This window comes from Salinispora oceanensis (assembly GCF_000383575.1).
GTDB classification, from domain to species: domain Bacteria; phylum Actinomycetota; class Actinomycetes; order Mycobacteriales; family Micromonosporaceae; genus Micromonospora; species Micromonospora oceanensis.
Genome location: NZ_KB911579.1, coordinates 1,213,414 through 1,227,741 on the forward strand (window position 1 = coordinate 1,213,414; position 14,328 = coordinate 1,227,741).

Consider the following 14,328-nt stretch of genomic DNA (forward strand, 5'->3'; position numbering starts at 1 on the left):
TAAACCTTTCTCACCGAAGAGCGGAGCACGCCGCCACGTACCCCGCTACCGGGTCTCTATCCGCGGTGCGGGGTCTCAGCCGCTGTAGGACCGCAGAGCGTCGATTGCACGAACGGTGACATCCTCCACCGGGCCGGTGGCGTCGATGCCCACCAGCTTGCTCTGGGCGCCGTAATAATCCACCAGTGGCGCGGTCTTGTCCGCGTACTCCCGCAACCGGGTGGCGATGGTCTCCGGCTTGTCGTCGTCACGCTGGAACAACTCGGCACCGCACCGGTCGCAGCGCCCCTCCTGACTGGGGGCGTCGAACTCGACGTGCCAGACCTTGCCGCAGCCCCGGCAGGTACGCCGGCCGGAGAGCCGTCGAATGACTTCGTCGTCGTCAACCACCAATTCCAGCACCAGGTCCAACGCGGCGCCCAGGTCAACGAGGAGCTTGTCCAACGCGGCCGCCTGTGGGGTGGTCCGCGGGAAGCCATCGAGGAGGAACCCCGCACCGGCGTCCGGTTCGGCGAGCCGGTCCCGGACCATGTTGATGGTCACCTCGTCCGGCACCAACTCGCCGGCGTCCATGTACCGCTTGGCCTGGACCCCGAGGGGCGTGCCCTGCGAGACGTTGGACCGGAAGATATCCCCAGTCGAGATCTTCGGCACCGCGAGGTGTGCGGCGACGAACTCTGCCTGCGTGCCCTTGCCCGCACCCGGCGGGCCAACCAGAACGAGTCTCATCTACCGCAGGAACCCTTCGTAGTTCCGCTGCATCAGCTGGCTCTCGATCTGCTTGGTGGTTTCCAGACCGACACCAACCATGATCAGCACTGCGGTACCGCCGAACGGGAAGTTCAGGTATTGCTGGCGGTCGAGCCAGATGAAGAAGAAGTTCGGCAGGATCGAGACGACGGCCAGGTAGAGCGCACCGGCCAGGGTGATCCGGCTGAGGATGAAGTCGAGGTAGTCGGCGGTCGGCTTGCCCGGACGGATACCCGGGACGAAACCGCCGTACTTCTTCATGTTGTCCGCGACCTCGGTCGGGTTGAAGGTGATCGAGACGTAGAAGTACGTGAAGAAGATGATCAGCAGGAAGTAGACCACGATGTAGATCGGGCTGGTCGGATCGACCAGGTTGTCCCGGATCCACACCTGGGTCCGACCCGGGTCGGTCTGGTCGAAGAACTGCAGGGCCAGCTGCGGCAGGTAGAGCAGTGACGAACCGAAGATGACCGGGATGACACCCGCCTGGTTCACCTTCAGCGGGATGTAGGTCGACGTGCCGCCGTACATCCGCCGGCCAATCATCCGCTTGGCGTACTGCACCGGGATCCGACGCTGCGACTGCTCGATGAAGGTGACCGCAGTGATGATGACCAGCACCAGGGCAACGACGAGCAGGAACTTGGCCCAGCCCTGACTCTCCTTGATCGTCCAGCCCTCGGCGGGGAGCCGGGCCGCGATCGAGGTGAAGATCAGCACGGACATGCCGTTGCCGACGCCCCGGTCGGTGATCAGCTCGCCGAGCCACATCACCACGCCGGTGCCCGCGGTCATCGTCATGACCAGGATGCTCAGGGTCAGCCAGTCCGGGACACCGGTCCCTTCCGGGATGATCGGGAACTGGTCGCACTGGTTGTTGAAGAGCTGCCCGGAGCGGGCCAGCGCCACGAAGGCCGACGCCTGCAGGACACCGAGCCCAAGGGTCAGGTAGCGGGTGTACTGCGTGATCTTCGCTTGGCCGGCCTGGCCCTCCTTACGGAGCTGCTCCAACCGGGGGATCACCACAGTCAACAGCTGCAGGATGATCGACGCGGTGATGTAGGGCATGATGCCCAGCGCGAAGACCGAGAGCTGCAGCAACGCCCCACCGGAGAAGAGGTTGAGCAGGTTCAGTACGCCGGTGCTGCCCTGGGTCGCATCGATGCACTTCTGCACGTTGGTGTACGACACACCGGGGCTGGGCAGTGCGGCACCCAAGCGGTAGATCGCAATGATACCGATCGTGAACAGCAGCTTCTTGCGCAGGTCAGGCGTACGGAACGCACTGAGAAAGGCAGACAGCAAGTTCTTCCTCCTGCGCGAAGGCCGCGTGGCCATTCGCCAACACGGGCACCATCAGACTGGCGACCTAGACGACGCCGAGGTCACACCTTAACAGGCTTGCCCAACACCACACCACTGGGTGCCTACATGTCTGGTTCCACCAGGCGCGGCATACGAAGATGACAGCCGAGGGACCGAACCCCTACGGCCTCCTGGATCGGGGCCCGGAGCACCCCACCCGCACATCAGGCCACAAGAGAGCGACGCAACGATTATCAAGTCTAAAATCTTCTATTGACCCGGTACCACCCGTGCGCTAGCGTGCAGAATTGTTGCAACTATAGCGAACAGCTATGGGCGACTCCGGTGCGCCTCGACCCGACTCCAGCTCCGGTCTCGATCTCGGCAGCGAGCTCAGCCTCGATGGCGAGCTTGGCCTTGGCCCGATCTCGGCCTCGGTCTTCGCTGCAACCGCCATGCTGGTGCTCGCTGCAGTCCAGCAAAGCCGCACCCACCGCCCCGCCATGATCGGTGCGGTCCAATCAGGTACGCCCCTCCGCCAACGCGAGAGCGGTATCGCTCACCATTACCGGATCGGGGCTTGGAGTGTGGCCGGATCTTAGCGCGGCAGCCCCTGGAAACAGGGTTCACGCCGCCGGTCGGTAGGTTCGCACAAAACATACCCGCGATTAATACGACCAGTTTTCCCGAAGCTACCGCAGCTACGGCGGAGGCGGGCCGTAAAACCACGGCCTCACTCTTTCGGGAAACAAATCTGAACGTGGCCGCGATCGGCCACGACCAAACGCTGCGCGCTTCTCCGGTCGTCCAATCAGCCAGCTGAACCACACTGAAGCCGATTCGGGAGTCTTCACGTTTCCCGGGAACCAAGCCCACGCCGGAAAACGAGGGACAACGAGTTGCGGCGTGGGCAGGACCGGTTTCCCGACCTGCCCACGCCGCGGAACTCTTACAGCTCGGTGATCGAACCACCGGCAGCAGTGATCTTCTCCTTGGCCGACGCGCTGAACGCCTGCGCCGAGACCTGGAGAGTCACGCCACCGAGGTCACCGGTCCCGAGAATCTTGACCGGCTGGCCCTTGCGGACCGCACCGGCATCAACCAGCTCGGCCGGGCCAACCTGGCCGCCGTTCGGGAACAGCTCGGCGAGCCGCTCCAGATTGACGACCTGGAAGGTCACCTTGAACTTGTTCTTGAAGCCCTTCATCTTCGGCAACCGCATGTGGATAGGCATCTGCCCACCCTCGAACGCCGCCGAGATGTTCTTCCGGGCCTTCGACCCCTTGGTACCGCGACCGGCGGTCTTGCCCTTGGAGCCCTCACCACGACCCACCCGGGTCTTGGCCATCTTGGCACCCGGCGCCGGACGCAGGTGGTGGACCTTGATCGTCATTACTCGACCTCCTCGACCTTCACGAGGTGGTTGACCGTGAAGATCATGCCGCGAATCTCCGGACGGTCCTCCTTGACCACCACGTCATTGATCCGCTTGAGCCCGAGCGAACGCAGCGAGTTCCGCTGGTTCTGCTTGGTCCCAATCTCGGACCGGACCTGGGTGACCTTCAGGCGAGCCATCAGGACGCCACCTCCGCCCGCGATGCCAGCATCGCCGCCGGCGCAACGTCCTCAACCGGCAGGCCCCGCCGGGAGGCGACGGCCTCGGGGGACTCGAGCCCCTTCAGCGCCGCCAGCGTGGCGTGCACGATGTTGATCGGGTTGGACGACCCGAGGCTCTTCGAGAGCACATCGTGAATGCCGGCGCACTCCAGCACGGCACGGACCGGACCGCCGGCGATGACGCCGGTACCGGCCGAAGCGGGCTTCAGCAGCACGACACCAGCGGCGTCCTCGCCCTGGACCGGGTGCGGGATCGACTGACCGATCCGCGGCACCTTGAAGAAGTGCTTCTTGGCCTCCTCGACACCCTTGGCGATCGCCGCGGGCACCTCCTTGGCCTTTCCGTAGCCCACACCGACGGTGCCGTCGCCGTCGCCCACGATCACCAGGGCGGTGAAGCTGAAGCGACGACCACCCTTCACGACCTTTGCGACGCGGTTGATTGCGACGACCCGCTCAAGGTGCGGGGTCTTCTCGACGGGCGCGTTTCCGCGGCCGCCCTCACGGCGGTTGTCGCGGCGACCACCCTCGTTGCCACCGGACCCGCCGCCACGGCGCTGTTGACCTGGCATCAGCAGCCTTCCTTCTCTCTCGTGACGGGGTTTGTCAGAACTCGAGCCCGGCTTCGCGGGCAGCGTCGGCTAGCGCGGCGACCCGCCCCGCGTACCGGTTGCCACCGCGGTCGAAGACGACCTTGGCGATACCAGCGGCCTTCGCCCGCTCGGCGAGCAGGACGCCGACCTTGCCGGCCAGAACACTCTTGTCGCCCTCGGTGCCTCGCAGCGAGGCATCCAGGGTCGAGGCCGACACCAGGGTGTGCCCCTTGGTGTCGTCCACGATCTGGGCAACGATGTGCCGCAGCGAGCGGGTGACCACCAGGCGGGGACGCGCGGGCGTCCCACTGACCTGCCGGCGGACCCGGAAGTGCCGGCGCGCCCGCCCGACGGCGCGCTTGGCGGCGACACCGCGGCGACGCTTGAGCAGCGTGGCGCTCACTTCTTACCTGCCTTTCCGGCCTTACGGCGGATCACTTCACCCTGGTACTTCACGCCCTTGCCCTTGTAGGGCTCCGGCGGCCGGATCTTCCGGATGTTCGCGGCGACCTCACCGACCAGCTGCTTGTTGATGCCGGCCACGTGGAACAGCGTCGGCTTTTCCACCGAGAAGGTGATGCCCTCCGGCGCCACCACGGTGACCGGGTGCGAGAACCCGAGCGCGAACTCGAGGTCCTTGCCCTTCGCGGTCACCCGGTAACCGGTGCCCGCGATCTCCAGACTCTTCCGGTACCCCTCGGTTACACCGACGATCATGTTGGCGACCAGGGTGCGGCTCAGTCCGTGCAGCTCCTTGGCCTTGCGCTCGTCGTTCGGGCGAGCCACGTTCAGCTGCCCATCCTCCGCCTGCTCGATCGTGATCGGCTCGGCGACGGTGTGCGAGAGTTCGCCCTTGGGGCCCTTGACCGTGACGGTCTGGCCGGCGATCGTGACGTCAACGCCGGCTGGCACCGGGATCGACTTACGTCCAATACGCGACATTTCTACCTGTCTCCCGTTACCAGACGAAGGCGAGGACTTCCCCGCCAACGCTCCGCTTGCGGGCCTGCCGATCGGTGAGCAGACCCTGGGACGTCGAAATGATCGCCACGCCAAGCCCGCCGAGCACCCGCGGGAGCTCACCCGACTTGGCGTACACCCGAAGGCCGGGCTTGGACACGCGCTTGATGCCCGCCAGGCTCCGCTCGCGGTTCTGGCCGTACTTCAGCTCGACGACCAGTCGCTTGCCGACGGCGCTCTCCTCGGGCTCCTCGACCACCCAGGTGCTGATGTACCCCTCGGACTTGAGGACCTCGGCGATATTCGCCTTGATCTTCGAGTAGGGCATCGTCACCCGGTCGTGGTACGCCTGGTTGGCGTTACGCAGACGCGTGAGCATGTCTGCGATCGGGTCGGTCATCGTCATTAAACTCGTCAACCTTTCTCGCCGGGGTTCCCGGGTGATCCCGGGCCTACGGCGAAGAGACAGTGCAGCTGACGCGCGGAGCGCGCCGGGCTATTACCAGGAAGCCTTGGACACGCCGGGCAGCTCACCGCGGTGGGCCATCTCCCGGATGCAGACCCGGCAGAGACCGAACTTGCGGTAGACCGCCTTCGGACGCCCGCACCGCTGGCAGCGGGTGTACGCGCGAACCGAGAACTTCGGCTTCGCGGCAGCCTTGAGGATCAGCGCCTTCTTCGCCATCTCAGTTCTCCTTGAACGGGAAGCCCAGGAACTTGAGCAGCGCCCGGCCCTCATCGTCGGTCGTGGCGGTGGTGACCACCGTGATGTCCATGCCCCGCTGGCGATCGATCTTGTCCTGGTCGATCTCGTGGAACACCGACTGCTCGGTCAGACCGAACGTGTAGTTGCCGTTCCCGTCGAGCTTGCGCCCGTCGAGACCGCGGAAGTCACGGATTCGCGGCAGCGCGATGGAGAGCAGCCGGTCCAGGAACTCCCACATCCGGTCGCCGCGCAGAGTGACCTTCGCGCCGATCGGCATCCCCTCCCGCAGCTTGAACTGCGCGATGGACTTGGTGGCCCGCCTAACCTGCGGCTTCTGGCCGGTGATGGTGGCCAGATCGCGGACCGCGCCGTCGATCAGCTTGGCGTCCCGAGCGGCCTCGCCGACGCCCATGTTGACGACGATCTTGACCAGGCCCGGCACCTGCATCGGGTTGCCGTACTTGTACTGCTCCCGCAGCTGGCCCACGATCTCGTTGCGGTACCGCTCCTTGAGGCGCGGCATGGTCTTGGTTTCGGTAGCCGTGGTCATGATGGCAGGTCCTTACCGGTGCTACGCGCGATGCGGACCTTCTGGCCATTGTCGTCGATCCGGTAGCCGACCCGGGTCGGCTTGCCGTCGGAGTCCAAGACCATCACGTTCGAGACGTGGATCGGAGCCTCCTGGGTGACGATGCCACCGGTCTTCGCGCCACGCTGGGTGGTGCTGATGCGAGTGTGCTTCTTGACCCGGTTCACGCCCTCGACCAGGACCTTGTCCTGCCGCGGGTAGGCCGCGATGACCTTACCCTTGGCACCCTTGTCCTTGCCGGCGATGACGACGACCGTGTCGCCCTTCCTGACCTTCACGGTCACAACACCTCCGGCGCGAGAGAAATAATCTTCATGAACCGCTTGTCCCGCAGCTCCCGGCCAACCGGGCCGAAGATACGGGTGCCACGCGGATCCCCGCCGTCCTTGATGATGACGGCGGCGTTCTCGTCGAAGCGGATGTACGAGCCGTCCGGCCGCCGCCTCTCCTTGGCGGTACGAACGACGACCGCCTTCACGACATCGCCCTTCTTGACACCGGCGCCCGGGATCGCGTCCTTAACGGTGGCCACGATGACGTCGCCGATGCTCGCGTAGCGCCGACCGGAGCCACCGAGCACCCGGATGCACAGGATCTCCCGGGCACCCGTGTTGTCGGCGACGCGCAGTCGCGACTCCTGCTGAATCACGTCTATCTCCTATGTCTGCCGGTTCTCCGGCCGCACCACGGCGGCCGGAGCCTGGCGGAACCTGCGCCCGACCGGAACCGGCCGAGCTCGAGCCTTCGCTACTTGGCCTTCTCGAGGATCTCCACGAGCCGCCACCGCTTGGTGGCAGACAACGGCCGGGTCTCCATGATCAGAACCCGGTCGCCGATGCCCGCCGAGTTCTGCTCGTCGTGGACCTTCAGCTTGCTGGTGCGGCGCATGATCTTGCCGTACAGCCCGTGCTTGACGCGGTCCTCGACCTCGACGACAACCGTCTTGTCCATCTTGTCGCTGACCACGAGGCCCTCACGAACCTTCCGGCGGGCCCGCGTGGTCGCGGTGGTGTTCTCGCTCATCCTGCAGTCACCTCAGTCGGCGCGGCCGAGAGCCCCAGCTCGCGTTCACGCATGATCGTGTAGATCCGGGCGATCTCCCGACGAATGACCTGCAGCCGCCGGTTGTTGTCCAGCTGCCCGGTTGCGGCCTGCACGCGGAGGTTGAACAGCTCCGCCTTAGCCTCGCGCAGCTTCGTGACCAACTCCTCCTCGGAGAGCTCACGCAGCTCGGCGGCCTTAACGCCCGCTGCCATCAGGATTCACCCACTTCGCGTGTAACAATCCGGCACTTCATCGGGAGCTTGTGGATCGCGCGACGCATCGCCTCACGCGCGATCTGCTCGTTGGGGAAGGACATCTCGAAGAGAACCCGCCCCGGCTTCACGTTCGCGACCCACCACTCGGGAGAGCCCTTACCGGAACCCATCCGGGTCTCCGCCGGCTTCTTGGTTAGCGCCTGGTCCGGGAAGATCGTGATCCAGACCTTGCCACCACGCTTGATGTGCCGGGTCATCGCGATACGCGCCGACTCGATCTGGCGGTTGGTCACGTAGGCCGGCTCGAGAGCCTGAATCCCGAACTCGCCGAACACCACCCGGTTACCGCCCTTGGACGCGCCACTGCGGTCCGGGTGGTGCGGCTTGCGGAAGCCCTTCGGGGGCTTGCGCGGCATCAGCATCTGTCAGCCCTCCTGCTGCGTTTCTGCCGGCTGGGTAGCGGCCGACGCGATCGCGCCAGCGTCCACCGACTCGCCGCTCGGCGTCTCAGCCGCCTGCGCGATGGTGGTCGCGGCGGCTCGGCCGGCCTCGGTGCCACCGGCGGTGGTGCCGGACGAACCGGACCTACCCCGACGCGGACGCTCCGAGCGGTCGCCGCGCTCCCGGCGCGGACGCGACGGAGCCTCAGCCGGGGTCTCCCGGCCCGGCACCGCGTCGCCCTTGTAGATCCAAACCTTCACACCGATCCGGCCGAAGGTGGTCCGGGCCTCAAAGAAGCCGTACTCGATGTTGGCCCGCAGCGTGTGCAGCGGGACCCGGCCTTCGCGGTAGAACTCGGTCCGGCTCATCTCGGCACCGCCGAGCCGCCCCGAGACCTGCACCCGGATGCCCTTGCAGACCGGGTTCTTCATGGCCGACTGCATAGCCTTGCGCATCGCCCGACGGAAGCTGACCCGGCTGGACAGCTGCTCGGCCACGCCCTGCGCGACGAGCTGCGCGTCCGACTCCGGGCTCTTCACCTCGATGATGTTGAGCTGAACCTGCTTGCCGGTCAGCTTCTCCAGCTCCCCGCGGATCCGGTCGGCCTCAGCACCCTTACGGCCGATCACGATGCCCGGCCGGGCGGTGTGGATGTCGACGCGGACCCGGTCCCGGGTGCGCTCGATGTCGACCTTGGAGATCCCCGCCCGCTCCAGGCCCTTGGACATCATCCGCCGGATCTTGACATCCTCGCCGACGTAGTCCTTGTAGAGCTTGTCCGCGAACCAGCGCGACTTCCAGTCGGTCGAGATGCCGAGCCGGAACCCGTGCGGGTGAACCTTCTGACCCATTACTCGGCACCCTCCGTCTTGCTCTCGGTCGCAGCTGGCGTGGTCTCCTTCGCCGGGGCCGCCTTCTTCGCCGCCGCCTTCTTCGGCGCAGCCGGCGCGACCGCCTCAACCACCACCGTGATGTGAGAGGTGCGCTTCCGGATCCGGTACGCCCGACCCTGGGCGCGCGGCTGGAACCGCTTCATCGTCGGGCCCTCGTCCACGTACGCCTCGCGGACGAGCAGCGCGTCGGGGTCCAGCCGCTCGTTGTTCTCCGCGTTGGCGATCGCGCTCGCGAGTACCTTGTACACCTGCTCGCTCGCGGCCTGTGGCGCGAACTGCAGCACCGTGAGCGCCTCCTTCGCGGGCAGGCCGCGGACGAGGTTGACCACCCGGCGCGCCTTCATCGGCGAGATGCGCACGTATCGCGCAACCGCCCGCGCGCCCGGAAGCACCGGAGCGTCGCCCTTTCCTGGCATCGCTGTAACCCCTTGTTCCTCTATCCGTATGCCCGCGGCGTCAGCGCCGACGGCTCTTCCGGTCGTCCTTCTCGTGACCCTTGAACGTGCGGGTCAGCGCGAACTCGCCGAGCTTGTGCCCGACCATCGCCTCGGTCACGAACACCGGGACGTGTTTGCGTCCGTCGTGCACAGCGATCGTGTGGCCGAGCATCTCCGGGATGATCGTCGAACGCCGCGACCAGGTCTTGATGACGTTCTTGGTGCCCTTGTCGTTCTGCGTTTCCACCTTCTTGAGCAGGTGGTCGTCGATGAACGGGCCCTTCTTCAGGCTGCGAGGCATCTCTTATCTCCCTCAGCCGCGCTTACGCGTGGCGTAGCGACGGCGGACGATCAGCCGGTCACTCGGCTGGCCCTTACGGCGGGTACGGCCCTCGGGCTTACCCTGCGGGTTGACCGGGTGACGGCCACCAGAGGTCTTACCCTCACCACCACCGTGCGGGTGGTCGACCGGGTTCATGGCCACACCACGGACGGTCGGGCGCTTGCCCTTCCACCGCATCCGGCCGGCCTTACCCCAGTTGATGTTTGACTGGTCGGCGTTGCCGATCTCACCGATGCTGGCCCGGCAGCGCACGTCGACGCGACGGATCTCACCGGAGGGCATACGCAGGGTCGCGTAGGCGCCCTCCCGGCCGAGCAGCTGGATTCCCGTCCCCGCGGAGCGGGCCAGCTTGGCACCGCCGCCCGGACGCAGCTCCACGTTGTGGATCGTCAGACCGACCGGGATGTTCCGCAACGGCAGGTTGTTGCCCGGCTTGATGTCGGCGCCCGGACCCGACTCGACGGTGTCGCCCTGCTTCAGGTCCTTCGGTGCGAGGATGTACCGCTTCTCGCCGTCCAGGAAGTGCAGCAGCGCGATCCGCGCGGTGCGGTTCGGGTCGTACTCGATGTGCGCGACCTTCGCCGGCACGCCGTCCTTGTCGACCCGCTTGAAGTCGATGATTCGGTACTGACGCTTGTGGCCGCCACCCTGGTGCCGGGCGGTGATCCGACCGTGGGCGTTCCGCCCGCCCTTCTTCGGCAGCGGGGCCAGCAGCGACTTCTCCGGCGTGGACCGGGTGATCTCGGCGAAGTCGGCAACGCTCGAGCCACGCCGGCCCGGCGTCGTCGGCTTGTACTTACGGATAGCCATTGTCTACACCCCTCAGCTGACCGGGCCGCCGAAGGCCTCGATGCGGTCACCGTCAGCCAGCTTCACCATCGCCCGCTTGGTGTCCTTGCGCTTACCGAATCCGGTCCGGGTCCGCTTGCGCTTGCCCACGCGGTTGAGCGTGTTGACCGTAAGGACGCGGACGTTGAAGATCTGCTCAATGGCGATCTTGATCGCGGTCTTGTTCGCGTCCGGGTGCACCAGGAACGTGTACCAGTTACGGTTCAGCTCGCTGTAGCTCTTCTCCGAGACGACCGGCGCAATGATGATGTCGCGCGGGTCGGCGATCGTGCTCACTTGCCACCCTCCTCGGTGGTCTCAGCGGGAACGCCCAGGAACTCCTCCAGGGCCTCCTTGGTGAAGACCACGTCGTCGGCCAGCAGCACGTCGTACGTGTTGAGCTGGCCGGACTCGATCAGGTGCACCCGCGGCTCGTTGCGCAGCGACACCCAGTTCAGCTCATCGGTGCTGCTAAGCACCACCAGCACCCGGCGTGCGTCGGTCAGCTTCGCCAAGGTGGTCAGGGCCGCCTTCGTCGACGGCTGCTCACCGGCGACGAACGCCTCAACGACGTGCACCTTGTCGGCGCGGGCCCGGTCCGAGAGGGCACCCCGCAGCGCGGCGGCCTTCATCTTCTTCGGGGTCCGCTGGCTGTAGTCGCGCGGCACTGGGCCGTGCACCACGCCGCCTCCGGCGAACTGCGGGGCGCGGATCGAGCCCTGACGGGCCCGGCCGGTCCCCTTCTGCTTGTAGGGCTTCTTGCCGCCGCCGGCGACCTCGCCCCGCGTCTTGGTCTTGTGCGTGCCCTGTCGAGCCGCCGCGAGCTGAGCCACCACAACCTGGTGCATCAGCGCGATGTTGGCCTGCGCGTCGAAGATGTCAGCGGGCAACTCGACGGAGCCGGCCTTGGTACCTTCGACGGTGAGGACATCAACGGTGGTCACTTGGCTGCCCCACCCTTCTTCGCCTTGGCCGCAGTGCGAACCAGGACCAGCGCGCCCTTGGGGCCAGGGATGGCACCCCGGACGAGCAGGAGATTGTTCTCGGTGTCAACCGCCTGGACGGTGAGGTTCTGGACGGTGTAGCGCACACCACCCATCCGGCCGGCCATCCGGGTGCCCTTGAAGACGCGCCCCGGAGTGGCGCAGCCGCCGATCGAGCCCGGCGACCGGTGCTTGCGCTCCACACCGTGGCTGGCGCGCAGACCGTGGAAACCGTGCCGCTTCATCGGGCCGGCGTAGCCCTTGCCCTTAGTCTTTCCGGTCACGTCGACCGAGATACCGGCCGGGAACTCCTCGACCGTGACCTCCTGGCCGAGCGAGTACTCGGCGGCGTCGGTCGTGCGCAGCTCGACGATGCGCCGGCGCGGCGCGACCTCGGCCTTTGCGAAGTGGCCGCTGATCGGCTTCTTGACCTTGCGTGGGTCGATGGCGCCGTACGCCAACTGGACCGCCGCGTAGCCGTCCTTCTCCTGGCTACGGACCTGGCTGACGACACACGGGCCGGCCTGCACCACAGTCACCGGAACAACACGGTTGTTGTCCCAGACCTGGGTCATGCCGAGCTTCGCGCCCAGGATCCCCTTGACTTGCCTGTCCATTTGTCCGATCCCTACAGCTTGATCTCGATGTCGACGCCAGCCGGCAGGTCGAGGCGCATGAGCGAGTCGACCGTCTTCGGGGTCGGGTCGATAATGTCGATCAGCCGCTTGTGCGTGCGCATCTCGAAGTGCTCGCGCGAGTCCTTGTACTTGTGCGGCGAGCGGATAACGCAGAAACGGTTGATCTCCGTGGGCAGCGGCACCGGGCCTGCGACCTGCGCCCCGGTGCGCGTCACCGTCTCGACGATCTTCCGAGCCGAGGAGTCGACGACCTCGTGGTCATAGGCCTTGAGCCGGATGCGGATCTTCTGTCCCGCCATAGTGGCTTCTGTTCCTTCTCTCGATGCCGCTGTGTTGCGGACGCCCGCGCCGAATGGCACCGGGCCCGCTTCGCCGACCCCCGCGGTCGGGCGTGTCGCGCCCTCGGTTCAGAATCCGCCCCGGGATTCCGGAGCGATCCTGCCGCGGTGGGTCATCACGTCGATCGCACTACGGCGACCTAGACGCCGCGCGAGGGTGGTCAGCGAAACGAGTCGCCAACCACCCTGCGCCCGACTGGTTCACCCGCCCGGAGGTTCGGCGCTGCCGAACGCGAACGGGGAAACCATCGTTACGCAACCTGACCAGTATGCCGCACGGGTGGCGGCATGCCTAATCGGGGTTACCTAGCTCACTTGATGATCTTGGTGACGCGACCAGCGCCAACCGTGCGGCCGCCCTCGCGGATCGCGAACTTGAGGTTTTCCTCCATCGCGACGGGCTGGATCAGCTTCACGGTCATCGTGGTGTTGTCGCCCGGCATGACCATCTCGGTACCCTCGGGGAGGGTAACGACACCGGTAACGTCCGTGGTCCGGAAGTAGAACTGCGGACGGTAGTTCTGGAAGAACGGCGTGTGGCGGCCGCCCTCCTCCTTGGAAAGGATGTAGACCGTCGCCTCGAACTCGGTGTGCGGGGTGGCGGTGCCCGGCTTGATGACGACCATGCCGCGCTCGACGTCCTCGCGCTTCACACCACGCAGCAGCAGACCGACGTTCTCACCCGCGCGCGCCTCGTCCAGCAGCTTGCGGAACATCTCGATGCCGGTGCAGGTGGTCTTCGTCGACTTCTCACGGATGCCGACGAGCTCCACCTCCTCGTTCGGCTTCAGCACGCCACGCTCGGCGCGACCGGTGACGACCGTACCCCGACCGGTGATCGTAAAGACGTCCTCGATCGGCATCAGGAACGGCTTCTCGGTCTCGCGCTCCGGCTGCGGGATCGAGGTGTCGACCGCGGTCATCAGCTCCATGAGCTTGCCGCCCCACTCCGGGTCACCCTCAAGGGCCTTCAGCGCGGACACCCGCACGACCGGCAGGTCGTCGCCCGGGTACTCCTGCGAGGAGAGCAGCTCACGGACCTCGAGCTCGACGAGCTCAAGGAGCTCCTCGTCGTCAACCATGTCGCTCTTGTTGAGCGCCACGACGATGTACGGCACGCCAACCTGGCGGGCCAGCAGCACGTGCTCGCGGGTCTGCGGCATCGGGCCGTCGGTCGCCGCGACCACGAGGATCGCGCCGTCCATCTGGGCCGCACCGGTGATCATGTTCTTGATGTAGTCGGCGTGCCCGGGGCAGTCGACGTGCGCGTAGTGCCGCGCCTCGGTCTGGTACTCGACGTGCGCGATCGAGATCGTGATGCCGCGGGCCTTCTCCTCCGGCGCCTTGTCGATCTCGTCGAACGGCATGTACGGGTTCAGGTCCGGGTACTGGTCGTGCAGGACCTTGGTGATGGCCGCCGTCAGCGTCGTCTTACCGTGGTCGATGTGACCAATGGTGCCGATGTTGACGTGCGGCTTAGTCCGCTCGAACTTCGCCTTCGCCACTGGTGTCCTCCTGTGGACTTTCTTGGTTCGTTCGCCCCGGTGCGCCGGTCGGCGCTTAGGACTCTGTCGACAGCCTTTCCGGCCTTACGGCCGGGAAGCCATTTGTGGGCTCTGCGGCGATGAAGCCTACAGGCCCGGAATCA

The 14,328-nt window shown here is 66.2% G+C and carries 24 protein-coding genes; all 24 read right to left on the reverse strand.

Annotated features, from left to right (window positions below; all coding sequences use genetic code 11):
- Positions 1–75: 75 nt before the first annotated feature.
- The 24 genes from SALPAC4_RS0105435 to tuf all read right to left on the reverse strand — a co-directional run bounded on the left by SALPAC4_RS0105435 (position 76) and on the right by tuf (position 14,185).
- On the reverse strand, positions 76–729 hold the full coding sequence (locus SALPAC4_RS0105435) for an adenylate kinase (RefSeq protein ID WP_018729120.1): 654 nt from the start codon (positions 727–729) through the stop codon (positions 76–78).
- Positions 730–2,055, reverse strand: a complete 1,326-nt coding sequence (gene secY / locus SALPAC4_RS0105440; protein ID WP_018729119.1) for a preprotein translocase subunit SecY — start codon at positions 2,053–2,055, stop codon at positions 730–732. It lies immediately after the preceding gene.
- A 949-nt stretch (positions 2,056–3,004) separates the two neighbouring features.
- A complete protein-coding gene (gene rplO / locus SALPAC4_RS0105445) occupies positions 3,005–3,448 on the reverse strand; it encodes a 50S ribosomal protein L15 (protein ID WP_018252461.1) in 444 nt (147 codons plus the stop codon).
- Positions 3,448–3,630 (reverse strand): 50S ribosomal protein L30, encoded by a 183-nt coding sequence (gene rpmD, locus SALPAC4_RS0105450; RefSeq protein ID WP_018217049.1) that lies wholly within the window; start codon positions 3,628–3,630, stop codon positions 3,448–3,450. The genes rplO and rpmD overlap by 1 nt, the downstream gene beginning before the upstream one ends.
- On the reverse strand, positions 3,630–4,244 hold the full coding sequence (gene rpsE / locus SALPAC4_RS0105455) for a 30S ribosomal protein S5 (RefSeq protein WP_018217050.1): 615 nt from the start codon (positions 4,242–4,244) through the stop codon (positions 3,630–3,632). The genes rpmD and rpsE overlap by 1 nt, the downstream gene beginning before the upstream one ends.
- 34 nt (positions 4,245–4,278) lie before the next feature.
- Positions 4,279–4,668 (reverse strand): 50S ribosomal protein L18, encoded by a 390-nt coding sequence (rplR, locus tag SALPAC4_RS0105460; RefSeq protein WP_018217051.1) that lies wholly within the window; start codon positions 4,666–4,668, stop codon positions 4,279–4,281.
- The gene (gene rplF / locus SALPAC4_RS0105465; RefSeq protein WP_018729116.1) at positions 4,665–5,207 is read right to left on the reverse strand and encodes a 50S ribosomal protein L6; all 543 of its coding nucleotides are present in this window, start codon (positions 5,205–5,207) and stop codon (positions 4,665–4,667) included. The genes rplR and rplF overlap by 4 nt, the downstream gene beginning before the upstream one ends.
- Positions 5,208–5,223: 16 nt before the next feature.
- Positions 5,224–5,631 (reverse strand): 30S ribosomal protein S8, encoded by a 408-nt coding sequence (rpsH, locus tag SALPAC4_RS0105470; RefSeq protein ID WP_018729115.1) that lies wholly within the window; start codon positions 5,629–5,631, stop codon positions 5,224–5,226.
- Between the two features lie 93 nt (positions 5,632–5,724).
- Positions 5,725–5,910 (reverse strand): type Z 30S ribosomal protein S14, encoded by a 186-nt coding sequence (locus SALPAC4_RS0105475; protein WP_007073023.1) that lies wholly within the window; start codon positions 5,908–5,910, stop codon positions 5,725–5,727.
- A gap of 1 nt (position 5,911) precedes the next feature.
- Positions 5,912–6,481 (reverse strand): 50S ribosomal protein L5, encoded by a 570-nt coding sequence (rplE, locus tag SALPAC4_RS0105480; protein ID WP_012184318.1) that lies wholly within the window; start codon positions 6,479–6,481, stop codon positions 5,912–5,914.
- Positions 6,478–6,804, reverse strand: a complete 327-nt coding sequence (gene rplX / locus SALPAC4_RS0105485) for a 50S ribosomal protein L24 (protein ID WP_019869470.1) — start codon at positions 6,802–6,804, stop codon at positions 6,478–6,480. The genes rplE and rplX overlap by 4 nt, the downstream gene beginning before the upstream one ends.
- Complete coding sequence (rplN, locus tag SALPAC4_RS0105490) at positions 6,801–7,169, reverse strand: 50S ribosomal protein L14 (RefSeq protein ID WP_007465279.1); 369 nt, start codon at positions 7,167–7,169, stop codon at positions 6,801–6,803. Before rplN ends, rplX begins: the two co-directional genes overlap by 4 nt.
- A 98-nt stretch (positions 7,170–7,267) precedes the next feature.
- Positions 7,268–7,543, reverse strand: coding sequence for a 30S ribosomal protein S17 (gene rpsQ / locus SALPAC4_RS0105495; RefSeq protein ID WP_012015117.1), 276 nt, complete (start codon positions 7,541–7,543; stop codon positions 7,268–7,270).
- Positions 7,540–7,776 (reverse strand): 50S ribosomal protein L29, encoded by a 237-nt coding sequence (gene rpmC / locus SALPAC4_RS0105500; RefSeq protein WP_012015118.1) that lies wholly within the window; start codon positions 7,774–7,776, stop codon positions 7,540–7,542. Before rpmC ends, rpsQ begins: the two co-directional genes overlap by 4 nt.
- On the reverse strand, positions 7,776–8,201 hold the full coding sequence (gene rplP, locus SALPAC4_RS0105505; RefSeq protein WP_007465292.1) for a 50S ribosomal protein L16: 426 nt from the start codon (positions 8,199–8,201) through the stop codon (positions 7,776–7,778). The genes rpmC and rplP overlap by 1 nt, the downstream gene beginning before the upstream one ends.
- 3 nt (positions 8,202–8,204) lie before the next feature.
- Entirely contained in the window at positions 8,205–9,071 is an 867-nt protein-coding gene (rpsC, locus tag SALPAC4_RS0105510) for a 30S ribosomal protein S3 (RefSeq protein ID WP_018810195.1), read from the reverse strand.
- Positions 9,071–9,529 carry a 50S ribosomal protein L22 gene (gene rplV / locus SALPAC4_RS0105515; protein ID WP_018729111.1) on the reverse strand — a complete coding sequence of 153 codons (459 nt, stop codon included), beginning with the start codon at positions 9,527–9,529 and terminating at the stop codon, positions 9,071–9,073. Before rplV ends, rpsC begins: the two co-directional genes overlap by 1 nt.
- A gap of 40 nt (positions 9,530–9,569) precedes the next feature.
- Positions 9,570–9,851 carry a 30S ribosomal protein S19 gene (gene rpsS / locus SALPAC4_RS0105520; RefSeq protein WP_012015121.1) on the reverse strand — a complete coding sequence of 94 codons (282 nt, stop codon included), beginning with the start codon at positions 9,849–9,851 and terminating at the stop codon, positions 9,570–9,572.
- Between the two features lie 12 nt (positions 9,852–9,863).
- Positions 9,864–10,703, reverse strand: coding sequence for a 50S ribosomal protein L2 (gene rplB / locus SALPAC4_RS0105525; RefSeq protein WP_018820240.1), 840 nt, complete (start codon positions 10,701–10,703; stop codon positions 9,864–9,866).
- A 12-nt stretch (positions 10,704–10,715) separates the two neighbouring features.
- Complete coding sequence (gene rplW / locus SALPAC4_RS0105530; RefSeq protein WP_012015123.1) at positions 10,716–11,018, reverse strand: 50S ribosomal protein L23; 303 nt, start codon at positions 11,016–11,018, stop codon at positions 10,716–10,718.
- Complete coding sequence (gene rplD / locus SALPAC4_RS0105535) at positions 11,015–11,665, reverse strand: 50S ribosomal protein L4 (protein WP_018729109.1); 651 nt, start codon at positions 11,663–11,665, stop codon at positions 11,015–11,017. Before rplD ends, rplW begins: the two co-directional genes overlap by 4 nt.
- The gene (rplC, locus tag SALPAC4_RS0105540; RefSeq protein ID WP_018217062.1) at positions 11,662–12,321 is read right to left on the reverse strand and encodes a 50S ribosomal protein L3; all 660 of its coding nucleotides are present in this window, start codon (positions 12,319–12,321) and stop codon (positions 11,662–11,664) included. Before rplC ends, rplD begins: the two co-directional genes overlap by 4 nt.
- Positions 12,322–12,332: 11 nt before the next feature.
- Positions 12,333–12,641, reverse strand: coding sequence for a 30S ribosomal protein S10 (gene rpsJ, locus SALPAC4_RS0105545; RefSeq protein WP_007073037.1), 309 nt, complete (start codon positions 12,639–12,641; stop codon positions 12,333–12,335).
- A gap of 350 nt (positions 12,642–12,991) precedes the next feature.
- Positions 12,992–14,185 carry an elongation factor Tu gene (gene tuf / locus SALPAC4_RS0105550; RefSeq protein WP_018729108.1) on the reverse strand — a complete coding sequence of 398 codons (1,194 nt, stop codon included), beginning with the start codon at positions 14,183–14,185 and terminating at the stop codon, positions 12,992–12,994.
- Between the last annotated feature and the right edge of the window lie 143 nt (positions 14,186–14,328).

What these genes read in the sequence shown, in the direction of transcription:
- SALPAC4_RS0105435 (WP_018729120.1), bottom strand. Translation starts at nt 729, where the DNA reads ATGAGACTCGTTCTGGTTGGCCCGCCGGGTGCGGGCAAGGGCACGCAG.
- rplO (WP_018252461.1), bottom strand. Translation starts at nt 3,448, where the DNA reads ATGACGATCAAGGTCCACCACCTGCGTCCGGCGCCGGGTGCCAAGATG.
- rpmD (WP_018217049.1), bottom strand. Translation starts at nt 3,630, where the DNA reads ATGGCTCGCCTGAAGGTCACCCAGGTCCGGTCCGAGATTGGGACCAAG.
- rpsE (WP_018217050.1), bottom strand. Translation starts at nt 4,244, where the DNA reads ATGCCAGGTCAACAGCGCCGTGGCGGCGGGTCCGGTGGCAACGAGGGT.
- rplF (WP_018729116.1), bottom strand. Translation starts at nt 5,207, where the DNA reads ATGTCGCGTATTGGACGTAAGTCGATCCCGGTGCCAGCCGGCGTTGAC.
- rpsH (WP_018729115.1), bottom strand. Translation starts at nt 5,631, where the DNA reads ATGACGATGACCGACCCGATCGCAGACATGCTCACGCGTCTGCGTAAC.
- SALPAC4_RS0105475 (WP_007073023.1), bottom strand. Translation starts at nt 5,910, where the DNA reads ATGGCGAAGAAGGCGCTGATCCTCAAGGCTGCCGCGAAGCCGAAGTTC.
- rplE (WP_012184318.1), bottom strand. Translation starts at nt 6,481, where the DNA reads ATGACCACGGCTACCGAAACCAAGACCATGCCGCGCCTCAAGGAGCGG.
- rpsQ (WP_012015117.1), bottom strand. Translation starts at nt 7,543, where the DNA reads ATGAGCGAGAACACCACCGCGACCACGCGGGCCCGCCGGAAGGTTCGT.
- rpmC (WP_012015118.1), bottom strand. Translation starts at nt 7,776, where the DNA reads ATGGCAGCGGGCGTTAAGGCCGCCGAGCTGCGTGAGCTCTCCGAGGAG.
- rplP (WP_007465292.1), bottom strand. Translation starts at nt 8,201, where the DNA reads ATGCTGATGCCGCGCAAGCCCCCGAAGGGCTTCCGCAAGCCGCACCAC.
- rpsC (WP_018810195.1), bottom strand. Translation starts at nt 9,071, where the DNA reads ATGGGTCAGAAGGTTCACCCGCACGGGTTCCGGCTCGGCATCTCGACC.
- rplV (WP_018729111.1), bottom strand. Translation starts at nt 9,529, where the DNA reads ATGCCAGGAAAGGGCGACGCTCCGGTGCTTCCGGGCGCGCGGGCGGTT.
- rpsS (WP_012015121.1), bottom strand. Translation starts at nt 9,851, where the DNA reads ATGCCTCGCAGCCTGAAGAAGGGCCCGTTCATCGACGACCACCTGCTC.
- rplB (WP_018820240.1), bottom strand. Translation starts at nt 10,703, where the DNA reads ATGGCTATCCGTAAGTACAAGCCGACGACGCCGGGCCGGCGTGGCTCG.
- rplC (WP_018217062.1), bottom strand. Translation starts at nt 12,321, where the DNA reads ATGGACAGGCAAGTCAAGGGGATCCTGGGCGCGAAGCTCGGCATGACC.
- rpsJ (WP_007073037.1), bottom strand. Translation starts at nt 12,641, where the DNA reads ATGGCGGGACAGAAGATCCGCATCCGGCTCAAGGCCTATGACCACGAG.